The sequence below is a fragment of the Nitratireductor mangrovi genome (assembly GCF_007922615.2).
Classification (GTDB): Bacteria; Pseudomonadota; Alphaproteobacteria; order Rhizobiales; family Rhizobiaceae; genus Mangrovimarina; species Mangrovimarina mangrovi.
In genome coordinates this window covers 185,254-199,696 of record NZ_CP042301.2, presented here as the reverse complement: position 1 = coordinate 199,696, position 14,443 = coordinate 185,254, and the positions used below count along the sequence as shown (strand labels likewise).

At 64.0% G+C, this 14,443-nt stretch carries 13 protein-coding genes; 11 read left to right on the top strand and 2 right to left on the bottom strand.

The features are described from left to right. Positions 1 to 142 precede the first annotated feature (142 nt). The 5 genes from FQ775_RS00905 to FQ775_RS00885 all read left to right on the top strand — a co-directional run bounded on the left by FQ775_RS00905 (position 143) and on the right by FQ775_RS00885 (position 6,113). A complete protein-coding gene (locus FQ775_RS00905) occupies positions 143 to 1,087 on the top strand; it encodes a tripartite tricarboxylate transporter substrate binding protein (protein ID WP_146299044.1) in 945 nt (314 codons plus the stop codon). Positions 1,088 to 1,153: 66 nt separating this feature from the next. Continuing rightward, positions 1,154 to 1,711: a tripartite tricarboxylate transporter TctB family protein gene (locus FQ775_RS00900; RefSeq protein ID WP_146299043.1), complete on the top strand. Its 558-nt coding sequence runs from the start codon at positions 1,154 to 1,156 to the stop codon at positions 1,709 to 1,711. A gap of 6 nt (positions 1,712 to 1,717) precedes the next feature. Next, a complete protein-coding gene (locus tag FQ775_RS00895; RefSeq protein WP_146299042.1) occupies positions 1,718 to 3,235 on the top strand; it encodes a tripartite tricarboxylate transporter permease in 1,518 nt (505 codons plus the stop codon). Then, on the top strand, positions 3,213 to 4,700 hold the full coding sequence (locus tag FQ775_RS00890; protein ID WP_146299041.1) for an aldehyde dehydrogenase: 1,488 nt from the start codon (positions 3,213 to 3,215) through the stop codon (positions 4,698 to 4,700). The genes FQ775_RS00895 and FQ775_RS00890 overlap by 23 nt, the downstream gene beginning before the upstream one ends. 153 nt (positions 4,701 to 4,853) lie before the next feature. Next, complete coding sequence (locus FQ775_RS00885) at positions 4,854 to 6,113, top strand: glycerate kinase type-2 family protein (RefSeq protein WP_146299040.1); 1,260 nt, start codon at positions 4,854 to 4,856, stop codon at positions 6,111 to 6,113. Between the two features lie 179 nt (positions 6,114 to 6,292). Here FQ775_RS00885 and FQ775_RS00880 read toward each other — a convergent pair whose 3' ends face one another. Beyond that, entirely contained in the window at positions 6,293 to 7,459 is a 1,167-nt protein-coding gene (locus FQ775_RS00880) for an aminotransferase (protein WP_146299039.1), read from the bottom strand. Next, the gene (gene gcvA / locus FQ775_RS00875; protein ID WP_146299038.1) at positions 7,456 to 8,478 is read right to left on the bottom strand and encodes a transcriptional regulator GcvA; all 1,023 of its coding nucleotides are present in this window, start codon (positions 8,476 to 8,478) and stop codon (positions 7,456 to 7,458) included. Before gcvA ends, FQ775_RS00880 begins: the two co-directional genes overlap by 4 nt. 109 nt (positions 8,479 to 8,587) lie before the next feature. Between gcvA and speB the strand changes: the two genes are divergently transcribed. The 6 genes from speB (at position 8,588) to FQ775_RS00845 (ending at position 14,426) form a co-directional block, all read left to right on the top strand. Further along, a complete protein-coding gene (gene speB / locus FQ775_RS00870; protein ID WP_146299037.1) occupies positions 8,588 to 9,649 on the top strand; it encodes an agmatinase in 1,062 nt (353 codons plus the stop codon). Positions 9,650 to 9,713: 64 nt separating this feature from the next. Beyond that, entirely contained in the window at positions 9,714 to 10,802 is a 1,089-nt protein-coding gene (locus FQ775_RS00865) for an ABC transporter substrate-binding protein (protein ID WP_146299036.1), read from the top strand. 150 nt (positions 10,803 to 10,952) lie between these two features. Further along, positions 10,953 to 11,990 carry an ABC transporter ATP-binding protein gene (locus tag FQ775_RS00860; protein ID WP_146301885.1) on the top strand — a complete coding sequence of 346 codons (1,038 nt, stop codon included), beginning with the start codon at positions 10,953 to 10,955 and terminating at the stop codon, positions 11,988 to 11,990. Beyond that, a complete protein-coding gene (locus tag FQ775_RS00855) occupies positions 11,987 to 12,838 on the top strand; it encodes an ABC transporter permease (protein ID WP_146299035.1) in 852 nt (283 codons plus the stop codon). Before FQ775_RS00860 ends, FQ775_RS00855 begins: the two co-directional genes overlap by 4 nt. Next, positions 12,838 to 13,635: an ABC transporter permease gene (locus tag FQ775_RS00850; RefSeq protein ID WP_146299034.1), complete on the top strand. Its 798-nt coding sequence runs from the start codon at positions 12,838 to 12,840 to the stop codon at positions 13,633 to 13,635. The genes FQ775_RS00855 and FQ775_RS00850 overlap by 1 nt, the downstream gene beginning before the upstream one ends. Beyond that, complete coding sequence (locus FQ775_RS00845; RefSeq protein WP_167812719.1) at positions 13,632 to 14,426, top strand: carbon-nitrogen hydrolase family protein; 795 nt, start codon at positions 13,632 to 13,634, stop codon at positions 14,424 to 14,426. Before FQ775_RS00850 ends, FQ775_RS00845 begins: the two co-directional genes overlap by 4 nt. Positions 14,427 to 14,443: the final 17 nt, after the last annotated feature.

Sequence of the window (14,443 nt, the reverse complement as noted above, 5' to 3'; positions counted from 1 at the left end):
CTCCCATTGGCTGCGACGTCACCCGTAGATTCAGGTTGACAGCAAGGATAGCGATTTGCAAGTCTATATTTGAAACTAGAGTTCAAATAATGAACCACCGGGAACAAGCGAACGAGGATCGTTTGCGACACAGGAGGACATCATGAAAAGACTGACAGGCGTTCTGCTTGCGGGTGCCGCCTTGGCCCTCGCGGCTGCCGGCGTGGCCAGAGCTGAGTATCCGGAAAAGCCGGTCAGCTTCATCGTGCCCTTCCCGCCGGGTGACCTGGAAGACGTCCTTACGCGCATGATCGCCGAAGACTTTCAGGCCAAATACGGCCAGGCGGCCGCAGTCGTGAACAAGCCCGGCGGAGGCGGAGGCCCGTTCCCGGGCGCGGTCGAGGTGGCGAATGCACCGGCGGACGGCTACACGATAGGCTCCTTTGTCGTCGATGTGCCGGTCATTGGTCCCGAAATCGGCATTCCGGAGCTGAACCCGAACCCGTTCGAACCGGTCGGCATCTTCCTGACCTACCCGTTCGTGATCGCGACCTCCAAGGATGCGCCTTACCAGTCGATGGGCGAACTGGCCGATTACGCCAAGTCGAACGACGTTGTCCTTGGTCATTTCGGCGCGTTCCTGCTGCCGACGCAAGCAACGCTGGCGCTCGCGAAGAAGATGGGTTTTTCCTATGCATCCGACGCCGGCTTCGACGCGCTCGATTGCAATACTCTGGCCTCCGGCGATGTCGACGTCATGAACACGACGATCCAGCAGATCCTGCCCTGCCTGGACGAGGTCACATTGCTGGCCTCTGTCACCGGGGAGCGAATTTCCACCGCGCCCGACACGCCGACCGTCAGTGAGCTCGATCCGCAACTCGACATATCGCTGTGGAACGGCCTTTTCGTGCACAAGGACACACCGGCGGACATACGCGAGAAGATCGCAGCATCGGCGAAGGAGACGATCGCCAGCGAACGCGCTCAGCAATTCGCCAAGGAAACCGGCGCTCAGATCTATTGGAAGGACGCCGAAAACTCCGCCGCACAGATCAACGCCGACATCGAAACCGTCGGGGAAGTCGGCGGCATCCTGGAGAACTGAACTTGGCGGCGTTCCGCACCGCGCGGACCGCTGTTGTCATCGATACCGGACAAGGCGGTTCAGGCGATGACCGACGATCGTGACGAGAATGGTGTTGCCGATACCGACGCGCCGCCCCATCACGGCGCCCAGCTTGTCTTCGCTGTTGCATCTTTCGGCTTCGCTCTGTTCCTGGCCGCCAACATCCCATGGCAGACGGAATGGGCGAAGCGCCTGGATGTCGTCCGGCAACCTGCCTTCTGGCCGACGGTCGCGATAACCGCCATGGCCGGGTTCGGCGCGCTCGAACTATGGTTCTGCCTGCGCCGCAACCGGGAGCGCAGCGCCGATGGCACGCTGGGCGAGGTACGCCGGTGGCTCGGCGCGGCCGAATATGTCGGCTGGTTCATGGTCTATGTCTGGCTGGTGCCGCAGACGGGCTACTTCCCGACAACGCTTGTCTTCACGGGAGCTCTGACACTGAGGCTGGGGTACCGGTCGCCGGCAACACTTGCCGCCGCCCTGCTGACAGGAGCGACGACAGTTGTCGTCTTCAAGTCCTTCCTGGGCGTGCGGATCCCAGGCGGCGCAATTTACGAGTTCCTGCCGCCTGCGCTGCGCAATTTCATGATCCTTTACCTCTGAATGATCATGGATGTCCTTTTCGCCAGCGTCGATATCCTGCTGCGGCTCGACGTGATTGCGGCTTTGCTGATCGGATCGGTCGGCGGCGTGATCATTGGCGCCATTCCGGGCGTCGGGCCGGCGATCGCCATCGCCATCCTGCTTCCCGTCACCTTCGCGCTCGAGCCGATTGTCGGACTGACGCTGCTGCTCGGCATCTACGGCTCGGCCATGTTCGGCGGCGCGATCCCCGCAGTACTGATCAACACGCCAGGCACACCGGTCAACGCGCTGACCACTTATGACGGCTACCCGCTGACGCGCAAAGGTGAAGGTGCGCGGGCGTTGTCGCTGGCCTATGGCGCCTCCTTCTGCGGAGGCGTCTTCTCCGTCGTTTGCCTGATGGTGCTGGCGCCGTTTCTCGCCAAGGTCGCGCCACTGTTCGGCTCGCGCGAGATTTTTCTCGCTTGCCTGCTGGGCATGATCCTTGTCGTGATCGCGCATCGCGGGCAAAATCTTGCTGCCGGCGCGCTCCTTTCCTTCGGCATCTTTCTTCAGACCGTAGGCTTAGAGCCCGTTCGCTATTCATCGCGTTTCACGTTCGGCCAGAGCTGGCTTGCCTCCGGTATCGACCTGATCGTTGTGGTTCTTGGCCTCTTCGCCATCTCGCAGGCGTTGCTACTGTTGTCGGGACGCGATTCCGGCAATACTGCGCCGCAGGTCAGCGGTGGCCTGTTCCGTGGCCTGCGCGAAGTCTTCCGCTTTCCGCGCGTGGTTCTGCCTGCCGCGAGCTTCGGAACCATCATGGGCATCATTCCGGGCGTCGGCGAGTTCACCGCCCAGTTCCTCTCTTACACGTTGGCGCAAAAGACCTCGCCGGCCCCCGAGCGCTTCGGCAACGGGGCGCCGGAGGGCGTGATCGCGTCCGAGGCCGCCAACAACGCGGTGCCGGCAGCGGCCATGATCCCGCTTCTCGCGCTCGGCATACCTGGCGAGGCTCTGACGGCAATGATGCTGTCGGTCTTCTACGTCCACAATGTCGTCCCCGGGCCGGGGCTTTTCCGCGATTCGATGGATTTCGTCCTCGCGCTTTATCTGTGTCTGCTGGTCCTCAACATCCTCGCACTCGGCTTCCTCATGTTCGCGACGAAGCCGCTTCTCAAGGTGATCGCCATCCCCAACCGCTTTCTCGGAATGGCCATTCTCACGCTCTCCTTCGTCGGCGTCTATTCGCTGCGCAACTCGGCGACAGACTGCGCGGTGGCGGCCGTTTTCGGACTGCTGGGCCTGGTGCTGAAGCGTCTGAAGCTGCCTGTCGTACCGATCATCCTCGGCATGGTGCTCGGCCGTATCATGGAAGAACGCTTCCGCACCTCCCTGCCCCGCATCCAGTCGCCGCTCGACTGGATCGACCGTCCCATCGCCGGCACGATCTTCACCATGATCGTGCTCGTTCTCGTGGTTCACATCTGGTCGCTGTGGCGGGCGCGCAAGCAAGGTATCGACACCAGCAGAGGCCTCCATGAGCGACCAAACGGCAATTGACCGGCTTCGGACCGAAAAGATCGCAGCGCAGTTCCTGTTCATTGACGGCGACAGGCATCCGGCGATGGCCGGCGGCACGCTTGACGTGATCTCGCCGATCGATGGCAGCCTGCTCACGACCATCGCCGACGCGCAAGTCTCGGACGTCGACCGGGCCGTGAAATCCGCCCGTGCGTCTTTCGATCGAGGTATCTGGTCGCGCGCCGCACCAGCCTACCGCAAGAAGGTGATGCACCGGATAGCCGACATCGTCGAGAAGCACGCGCTGGAACTGGCCGTACTTGGCGTACGCGACAACGGCACGGAGATCTCGATGGCGCTGAAGGCGGAACCCGGAAGTGCGGCCGGCACGTTCCGCTACTACGCCGAGGCAATCGACAAGGTCTATGGCGAAATCGCGCCGACCGCGAACAATTTCCTCGGCCTGATCCACCGCGAACCGGTCGGCGTCGTCGGCGCAATCGTGCCGTGGAACTTCCCGATGATGATCGGGTCCTGGAAAATCGCCCCGGCGCTTGCGGCAGGCAACTCGGTGGTTCTGAAACCAGCCGAGACGGCTTCACTCACGCTGCTGCGACTGGCCGAACTCTGCGTCGAGGCCGGCTTGCCGGAGGGCGTCTTCAATGTCGTGACAGGTCGCGGCGCGGTCGCCGGAGAGGCGCTGGGGCTTCACATGGATGTAGACGTGCTCGCCTTCACCGGCTCGGGCGGCATCGGGCGGCGCCTGCTCGAATATTCCGCCCGCTCTAACCTCAAGCGCATCTACCTCGAGCTCGGCGGCAAGTCGCCCAATATCATCTTCGCCGACGCACCCGATCTGGACCAGGCCGCCAGGATCGCAGCGCATGGCATCTTCCGTAATTCCGGCCAGGTCTGCGTCGCCGGCTCGCGGCTTCTCGTTGAACGCTCGATCCACGAAGCCCTTGCGGAAAAGGTCGGCGCCATCGCAGCGGCCATGAAGGTCGGCGACCCTCTCGATCTCGTGAGCGAGGCGGGGGCGATCAACAGCGCCGAGCAGTTGTCGAAGAATCTCTTGCATGTGGAAAGGGCCGCCTCGGAGGGCGCCAGCCTGAAGACCGGCGGGAAACGCATCCTGGAAGAAACGGGCGGCTTCTACATGGCGCCCACGGTTTTCGACGCGGTGCGGCCAGAGATGACGCTGGCGCGCGAGGAGGTGTTCGGCCCGGTCCTGGCGATAATGCCGTTCGACGGTGAGGAGGACGCCATCCGCAAGGCCAACGCGACCTCGTATGGCCTCGCTGCCGCGGTTTGGACCAGCAATCTGTCGCGTGCGCATCGCATGATCGCGGCCATCAAGGCAGGCGTGGTGCACGTCAACACCTATGGCGGTGCAGACGGCACCGTGCCGCTCGGAGGCGTCAAACAATCCGGAAACGGCCACGACAAATCGTTGCACGCGCTCGACAAATACGTCGACCTCAAGACTGCGTGGATCGCCCTTTGATCGCGCCCATCTCGGCAGGCTGGCGTGCGGCCCACGCGAAACGCACGCTTGGCGTCCCACAAGGGTGAGGCAAACGCTGTGAGAAACGCATTTTCCCAGACTTCACAGGTATCCCATTTCCAAGCCGCTTCCCTCGTGACATAGACAGCCTCGATGCAAGAGGCGCAGGCTTTGTATCTTTTGAAGCGCATGTTCGGTGCGGCCGTGGCTGCCGCCGACCCCATGCGCGTGGTTGCGGATAGGCTAACCGAACGCGCGAGCGGCCGCACGGTCGTCGTCGGGGCCGGCAAGGCCAGCGCTCGTATGGCCGAGGCGGTTGAAGACGCTTGGGGCCCTTGCAGCGGTCTGGTCATCACACGCGACGGCTACGAACGGCCGCTGCGCGGGATCACGCTCAGGAGCGCATCCCATCCGGTTCCTGATCAGCGTGGCCATGAAGCAACCTGCGAGATGCTGAATATCCTCGACAGCCTCGGTGAAGGCGACCTGGCACTCGTCCTGATCTCGGGCGGTGGTTCCGCGCTGCTGGTCCAACCGGCCGGCAACATCACCCTTGCAGAAAAGCAGCAGGTCAACGAGGCGTTGCTCTCCAGCGGTGCGCCGATCGGCGAAATGAACGTGGTGCGGCGCCATTTGAGCGCGGTCAAGGGCGGGCGTCTTGCGGCCCGCGCCTACCCCGCACGGTGCCACACCCTTGCCATCTCCGACGTGGCTGGCGACGACCCTGTCTCGATCGCATCCGGCCCGACGGTCGGCGACGTCACCACTGCGGCGGATGCTTTGCGAATCCTGGCCAGGTGGAAGATCGACCCTCCCGACAACGTGCTACGGCATCTTCGTAGCGATCCGTCGTCATTGAACCCGGGCAGTCCCGAACTTTCGCGCACCAGCTTCGAGATCATCGCGGCACCGTCGCAGTCGCTGGAAGCTGCGTCGGAACTGGCGCGCGCCGAAGGGGCGAGGATCGTCAATCTGGGCGATGCGATCGAAGGCGAAGCCCGTGAGGTGGCCAAATGGCATGCGGCGAAGATGCGCGCCATCGCGAATGAAGCCGCGGACAGCGGCCGTCCGCTCGTGATCATTTCCGGCGGCGAATGTTCGGTCACACGAACGGGCAAAGGCGTCGGCGGCCCGAATGCCGAGTTCGCCCTGGCGCTGGCGATCGAGTTCGATGGACGCGCGGGCATCTATGCCCTGTCCGGAGACACCGACGGAGTCGATGGCGGCGACGAGATCGCGGCATCCATCATCACGCCGTCGACCCTTCAGCGCGCCCGGGACATCGGGATCGATCCGGCAGCATCGCTGGCCGACAACGACGCCCACACATTCTTTGCCAGACTGGGTGACCAGGTCATCACCGGTCCGACACTGACCAACGTCAACGATTTCAGGGCGATCATCGTGACCTGAGCGTCGCTGCGGCACGCTTACACCCACCCCGTCGGCTGTCGCGCGACAACTCGGCGTAGCCTTTTGGCGCGTGGGTGGCGTCCCCGGGAACGACACTCGACCTGCACCGAAACCTGAAGGCGCCACGCCGGTGTTGAGCGGCCGCGCGCAATGGACGAAGGCAATCATCCCGCCCTATATCAGAGCGAGAAACGCGTCAGGCGATCAGCGAACCGATGCAATCCATCGGCATCCGCATTGGCGAATGCGATGCGCAGGTAGTCGTCCTGGCCGGCGCCGAAGAAGCCGCCAGGGATCGTCAAAACACCGGCCTTGCGCGCCAGCGCCTCGGCCACCTCTCGCGAATCCTTGCCGGAAAACGGATGGCGGGCGAAGGCGAAATAGGCACCCACCGCATCGAGCCGCCAGCCTGGCGCAGCTGCCATCACGTCGCGCAGTACATCCGCCCGCGCCGCGATCTCGCGCCGATTTGCCTCGCGCCATCCCGTCAGGGCCGGAAGGCCTCGCGTCACGGCCACCTGCGGCGCCCGCGGCGCGCAGATCTGCAGGTTGTCCATGATCCCGGCGACATGGCCAACGATCCCTTCACCTGCGGTCACGGCGCCGAGCCTGTGGCCCGGAATGCAGAAGGACTTCGAGAAGCTGTAGAGCGAAATGAACGTATTCTCCCAACCTCGCCGTGAGAACAGGCCGTGCGGCGGCCCTTCGCCCGGCAGCAGGAAGTCGCGATAGGTCTCGTCGAGGATCAGCCAGATGCCGCGACGGTCGCAGAGATCGAAAAGCTCCGAAAGCAGGTCCGGCGGATAGACGGCGCCGGTCGGATTGTTGGGCGAGACCAGCGCCAAGGCGCGTATGTCGTCACCGATCGCCGCCGCGACGGCCTCCGGTTCGGGCAAGAAACCGTTCGCAGCGGTGCAGGACACGTAACGTACACCGATGCCGAGCATGGCAAGCGTGGTCTCGTGGTTGAAATAGCAGGGATTGGTAAGCAACAGACTGTCGCCGGCGCCGGCGACAGTCATGGCGGCGGTGACGAAAGCCTGGTTGCAGCCGGACGTGATATGCACATTGGCCGCGGCGAGATCGGCACCAAAGAGCTCGGCCTGGTGGCTCGCATAGGCGTGGCGCAGCGGCGCCTCTCCTTCGATTGGCCCATAGCCGGCGCAGGCGGCCGAGCCGGCGGCTTCCGCGAGCCAGGCAAGCAAGTCGGGATGCGGCGGATAGCCGGGCACGGCTTGCGAAAGGTCGATAACCGGTCCTAGATCGCCATCGTAAGCTTTGGCCCAGCGTTGCACCTCCGGGACCGGCGGCGTCGCCAGATTTGCGACAAGCGAATTTACCCTCATGGCCTGCTTACGGCTCCCTTGCCGGCTCTCGACCGCGCGCGTTGACCGGGCGGCTCGTCGCGGCGCTTGCTTCTCGACTGCGAGGCGGTGCGTCGCAACAACTTCTGGGCGGCGGCATGCGGCTCTGCCCGCGCGCCGTCGTCCTGCATGGCGGCAAAGAGCCAGTCAATGAATACCCTCACGATGGGCGCGGCCCGCGCCTCGTGGCGGCAGGCGACATAGAAAGCATCCACAGCCGGGACCGCGAGGTTGAATGGCGCTACGAGCAGACCGCGGGCCAGCAGCGACGACGCGGTGACCGTGTCGCCCAGCGCCACGCCGTGGCCGTGCACCGCCGCCTCGATCGACAGGCGGGCGTCGCTCATGTGATGCTGGCGGCCGCGCGCGATTTCCACCGCGTCGGCATGGGCGAGCCAATTATGCCATTCGCGCCCGTCATCGGCGTGCAGCAGCGTGTGTTCGCCGAGATCGCGAATGCTGCGGATCGGCTTGGTGTTGGCAAGCGTCGGGCTGACGACGGGAAAGAGATCGAGCTTCGACCATGGGCGAACCCAGAAGTCGGGCCAGTTGCCGTCGCCGTAGAGAATGCAGATGTCGGTTTCGGCGGAAGACAGCAGCGCGGGATCGTTGGCGGCATGGAGAGTGAGCTCGATCTCGGGATAGCGCGAGGTGAAGCCGTCGAGCCTGGGAATGAGCCAGTAGGAGAGCAATGCCGGAACGCAGGTCACCGCCAGCGTCCCCGTGGTCGTCGGCCGGGTCATGCGCGCCGTCGCCGATGCAATCGACTCAAAGGCAAACGACACGGCGGGCAGGAGTTCGGCGCCGTGCGGCGTCAATCGGAGGCGCTGACCCACCCGGTCGAACAGCTTGACGTCAAGCGAAGCCTCCAGCGCCCGGATCTGGTGGCTCACCGCTCCATGGGTGACGCAGAGTTCGCCGGCCGCCTTGGTCAGCGAGCCATGCCGGGCGGTCGCCTCGAAGGCCCGCAGCGGATTGAGTGGAGGAAGTCGCGCAGCCATAATTGCATCTCTGTGTGAGTTATTCTCACATTGTATTGCTTAACAATATCAATTGAATTTTCAATCCAGTCGAGCAACAATTTTCCGGTCGTGAAGGGAGATGGCGCTTATGGCATGGGACAGGGCAAGGCTCGACGCGCTGCGCGACAAGTATGGCGAGAGCCACGGCGGCGAACTGTTCGACCCGAGGTTCCGCCGCGTCGCCGACAAGATCTTCTCCGCCAGTGGCACGCGCCTCGCGCCCTATGCCGGCGTTCCGACCTTCCTGGCCGCGCCCTATCATGCGGTCGATCCGGCGACGCCCGATTTCGGCGACCTGCAGGTGGCGATCGTCGGGATTCCCATGGATCTCGGCGTCACCAACCGCAACGGATCGCGTTTCGGCCCGCGCTCTTTGCGCGCGATCGAACGCATCGGCCCTTACAATCACGTCCTCGACTGCGCGCCGGTGTTCGACCTCAGAACGGCTGACATCGGCGATGTGCCGTTCCGTAGCCGCTACCGCCTCGAGCAGAGTCATGAGGACATCGAGACGCATATCCGCCGCATCGTCGATGCCGGCGTCGCGCCGCTTTCGGTCGGCGGCGATCATTCGATCACACATCCGATCCTGAAGGCCGTGGGGAGGGACCGGCCGGTGGGAATGATCCATATCGACGCCCACTGCGACACAGGCGGTGCGTTCGACGGCACCAAGTTCCATCATGGCGGGCCTTTCCGCAACGCGGTGCTCGACGGCGTGCTCGATCCGACGCGCACCATCCAGATCGGCATTCGTGGTTCGGCGGAATATCTGTGGGAGTTTTCCCACGAAAGCGGGATGACCGTGATCCACGCCGAGGAAATGCCTGCGATGGGCATTCCAGCGATTATCGAAAAAGCGAGAAAGGTGGTCGGCAACGGACCGGTCTACCTTTCGTTCGACATCGACAGCCTCGACCCGGCCTTCGCGCCCGGAACCGGCACGCCGGAGATCGGCGGCCCTTCGACGCGCGAGATTCTCGAACTGATCCGGGGCCTCAAGGGGATCGACCTCGTCGGCGGCGATGTCGTGGAGGTCGCGCCGCAATACGACGCCACGAGCAATACCGCGCATGCCGGTGCCCAGGTTCTGTTCGAGATCCTGAGCCTCATGGTGTTCAGCCCTTCCATCGGTGCAAAGGCCGATTGATAGAGCTACGATCCAACGAAGAACGGGAACGCCGGGTGTCCGGCAAAGACAGAGGAGAACGAGAATGAACGGATTTCTTCGCAATTCGGTGAGTCGGCGCGCCGTGCTCGGTGCCGGCGTCGCGACGGCCGGCATGCTCGCCATGCCATCGATCCTGAGGTCGCAGGACCGCTCGATCAAGGTCGGCGTCTATGGCGGCTACTTCAAGGATTCCTTCGACAAGAACATCTTCCCGGAATTCACCAAGGCGTCCGGCATCGCCGTCGAGTCGATCGCGGAGCCCACGGGCGAGGCATGGCTGGTGCAACTCGAACAGGCGGCCCGTGCCGGCCAGGCGCCGGCTGATCTTTCGATGATGTCGCAGACGTCGACCCTGAAGGGTCAGGAAACGGAACTGTGGACGCCGCTGGACCCCGCCAAGGTTGCCAACTACGACGACCTGCTGCCGCATTTCGTATCGAAGTATGAGGATGGCCGTGTCGCCGGTATCGGCGCGGTGGCGTGGTACATCACGCTGGTCAGCAACACCGACGCCTATCCCGAAGCGCCCGACAGCTGGGCCGCGCTCTGGGACCCGGCCAACGCGGACAAGCTCGGGCTGCTCGCCCTGGTCTCCAACTCTTTCCTGCTCGAGGTGACCGCCAAGACCTTCATGGGCGGCACGGACGCGCTCGACACGGAGGAAGGCCTGTTGAAGGCATTCGAGAAGCTCGCCGAGGTCAAGCCCAATGTCAGGCTCTGGTACCGCGACGAAGCCCAGTTCGAGCAAGCGCTCAAGTCCGGCGAAATCCCGATGGGCCAGTATTACCATGACGTCACAGGCCTTGCAGCAGCCGACGGCCACCCGGTCCGTTCTACCTTCCCCAAGGAAGGCGGCATTCAGGATTCGGGTAACTGGGTCCTGTCAAAGGCATCCGGGAAGGTCGAGGAGGCGCACGTCTTCGTCGACTACATGTCGCAGCCGGAAATCCAGAAGCTGATGTCGCTCAAGGTCGGTACCGCGCCTACTCTTAAGCGCAGCGCGCTGGACATGACGGACGAGGAATTCGCGTCCGTCTCCTCCGAGATCGAACCGATCATTCCCCGCTACGATCTCTACACCAGCAAGTCCGACTGGCTGAACCAGAAGTGGACCGAACTGATCGTCGGCTAGACGGGGTTCGCAGGCGGCGGCATGCCCACTGCCGCCTGCCCGAAAAGCGCATCCGGGAGGGGAACCACCCCAGCGGGTTTCGTTCCTCTCCCGCCCGGAAAGCATCTAATGCGCCACCGCGCCGAGGCTGCGGCTATGGAAGGGTTGACCATGTCGGGATTGGCACTTCGCGAGGTTTCAAAACGGTTCGGCACCTTCAAGGCGGTCGACAATGTCGACCTCGAAGTTCCGCATGGCACCTTCGTCTGCCTGCTCGGTCCGTCGGGTTGCGGCAAGACCACGCTTTTGAGGATGATCGCCGGACTGGAAGAGCCGAGCGAGGGAGCGATCCTGCTCGACGACAAGGACATCACGCCGGTCGCCACCCATAATCGCGATTTCGGCATGGTGTTCCAGTCGCTGGCGCTGTTCCCGCATCTCGATGTCGGCGAGAACATCGCCTATCCGCTGCGCATTCGCGGCCAGTCGCGCGAGGCGCAGAAAAAGCGCGTCGAGGAACTCCTGGCCCTCATCCACCTGCCCGGCTACGCCGACCGCCCCGTTTCGCGGCTTTCCGGCGGCCAGCGCCAGCGCGTCGCGATCGCTCGGGCGCTGGCTCTTTCACCGCGCCTGTTTCTGCTCGACGAGCCGCTTTCGGCCCTCGACGCCAAGCTGCGCGAGGCGATGCAGGTAGAATTGCGCCAGTTGCAGGAAAAGCTTGGCATCACGACCATCGTCGTGACCCACGACCAGCGCGAGGCCATGACCATGGCCGACCTCGTTGTCGTCATGGGCCAGGGGCGCATCCATCAGGCGGCGTCGCCGGTGGAAATTTACCGCCGCCCGGCCGACAGCTTCGTCGCCGATTTCATCGGCTCCACCAACCTGATCGAGATCGAGGCGGACCGCGCTGGCCGCGCCACCGCCTTCGACGCTGCGTTGCCCGGTATTGAGCTTCCCGACGGCGCGACCAAGGCGCTCGTGTCGGTGCGCCCCGAGGACGTGCGGCTCGTCGCCAAGGATCAGGGTGCGTTTACCGGCCGGGTGAACTTCGTGCGCGATCTCGGCGGCACCATCGAGACATTTGTCGAGATCGGCGACAAGACCATCGTTGCCGTCACGACGCCGCGCGAGCGCACCGCGACGGTCGCCGGCGACGAGGTCGGCGTTTCGCTGCCGGCGGAATCCTGCGTGGTGTTGAAGCAATGAGACGCGAACCGCCCCGGACGCTGGTCGATTACGCGCCGATCGCCTTTCCGGCCCTGATGCTGATCGTCTTCTTCGTGGTGCCGTTTTCCACGATGATCGCCGTGTCGTTCTTCCGCCGCCAGCAGGGAGGCTTCTACACACCCGATTTCGTCATCGACAACTATGCGCGCTTTGTCTCCGCGTTTTTCGGCGGGGTGCTCGGCTTCTCGCTGATGCTGGCGATCATGGTCGCGGTCTGCTGTGTCGCCATCGGTTTTCCCTTCACCTACCTGCTCGCCCGCGCCTCGCGCCGCGTCCAAATCGTCTGGCTGGTCGGGCTGCTTTCGGTGCTGTCGCTCTCCGAGGTCATCATCGGCTTTGCCTGGTCGACGCTTTTCTCGCGCACGGCTGGGCTGACCAACCTGCTCGTCGCGATCGGCCTGATGGAGGCCCCGCGGGCGCTGCTGCCCGGCTTCGGCGCGGTGCTGACGGGTATGGTCTACCAGGCGCTGCCCTATACGGTTTTGGTGCTGTACCCGGCGATCGTGCGCCTCGATCCGACGCTTCTTGAGGCGGCGCGCACGCTGGGGGCGTCGCCGGCACGCGCGTTCTTCAATGTCGTGGTCCCGGCCCTGCGCAACACCATCGTGGCCACGTTGATCATGGTCTTCGTGTTTGCTCTTGGCTCTTACCTGCTGCCGCAAATACTCGGCCGGCCGCAGCACTGGACGCTTTCGGTGCTGATCACCGACCAGGCGATCTACCAGTCCAACATGCCGTTCGCCGCGGCGATGGCGGTCTTCCTCGTATTGATCTCGCTGGCCCTGGTGGCGCTGACGCTCTATCTCGGGCGGAAGGAGACCGCGTGATGGGCAGGCATCTCTCCAGACTGTACCTCGCGGCTGTCGCGTTGTTCCTGGCTCTTCCGCTGGTCGTCGTCGCCGGCGTCTCGGTCAACGAGAAACAGTCGCTGACGTTTCCGCCAGAGGGCTTCTCGCTGGCATGGTATGCACAGATATTCGTCGATTCCGGCTGGCGCAGCGCGCTGATCAATTCGGTGGTGCTGGCGATGACCGCGGCGGCGCTGGCTGTCGCCATCGCCTTCCCGCTGGCATGGTTTCTGTGGCGCCGCATCGCGCCCTGGGCCAACATCTTTCAGGTGCTGGGACTGGCGCCTTTCATCCTGCCGCCCGTCATCACGGCACTCGGCATGCTCACCTTCTGGGCGACACTCGGCTTCTACGGACAGGCCTGGACGGCGGTGATCAGCCACGCCATCTTCTTCGTCACCCTGCCGCTGGTCACGCTGTCGCTGGGCTTCTCGTCGATCGACCGCTCGCTGGTCGAGGCGGCGGCGACGATGGGCGCCGACGACCGCATCGTGCTCAGGACCGTCGTGTTGCCGCTGATCCTGCCCTACATCGTGTCCGGCTTCGCCTTTGCCTTTGTGCTGTCGCTCAACGAATACATCGTCGCCTACATGACCGTCGGTTTCACCGTGGAGACGCTGCCGATCAAGATCTTCAACGCGCTCCGCTACGGCTACACGCCCACCATGGCCTCGGTTTCGATCTTCTTCGTTGTGGTCGCAGCGGTGGTGTTTGCCCTGATCGCCCGTTTCGGCGACCTGCCGAAGCTGCTCGGCGCCTTGTCGGACGGCAAGTGATGCGTATCGCGGCCCTTCAGCTGCGCGCCGTTGCCGGCGACGTCGAGGCCAATCTCGACCGTATCGCCGCGGCGGCGCACGACGCCTACGGCGCCGGCGCCAGCCTGCTGGTTGCGCCGGAACTGGCACTGATCGGATACGGTGCCGGCGAGGCCATTCGCTCGCTTGCCGAGCCCGCATCCGGTCCGCAGATCGACCGGCTACGCCAGATCGCATCTGAGGCGAAGATCGCGATCGTGGCCGGTTTTGCCGAGCGCGACGGAGGCAACATCTACAACAGTGCCGCTGTCGTCGGCCCGAAGGCTCAATCACGTGTCTACCGCAAGTCGCATCTCTACGGCGACTATGAACGCTCCCTGTTCCGTCCCGCGCCGCCGTCGACCGTCACCTTCGATGTCGGCGGCATGAGGCTCGGCGTGCTCATCTGCTACGATGTGGAGTTTCCCGAAAACGTGCGACGGCTGGCGCTTGCCGGCGCCAAGGCGATCGTCGTTCCGACGGCATTGCCTGCCAGCAACCACGCTCGGTTCATCGCCGACCGAATGATCTCGGTGCGCGCCTTCGAGAACCAGGTGTTCGTCGCCTATGCCAATCACTGCGGTTCGGACCGGCTGTTCAGTTATGCCGGGCTTTCGCATGTCGCGGCGCCCGATGGCGGCACGCTCGTGCTGGCAGGTCCGCGTGGCGAAAAGCTTCTGATCGCCGACATGCGCCCCGGTGATTATGCCGCCTCGGCGGACGTAAACACCTATCTGAGGGACCTCGTGCAGCCGCCCGTTCCGGCGCAATAGACGCACGTTTTTCATGG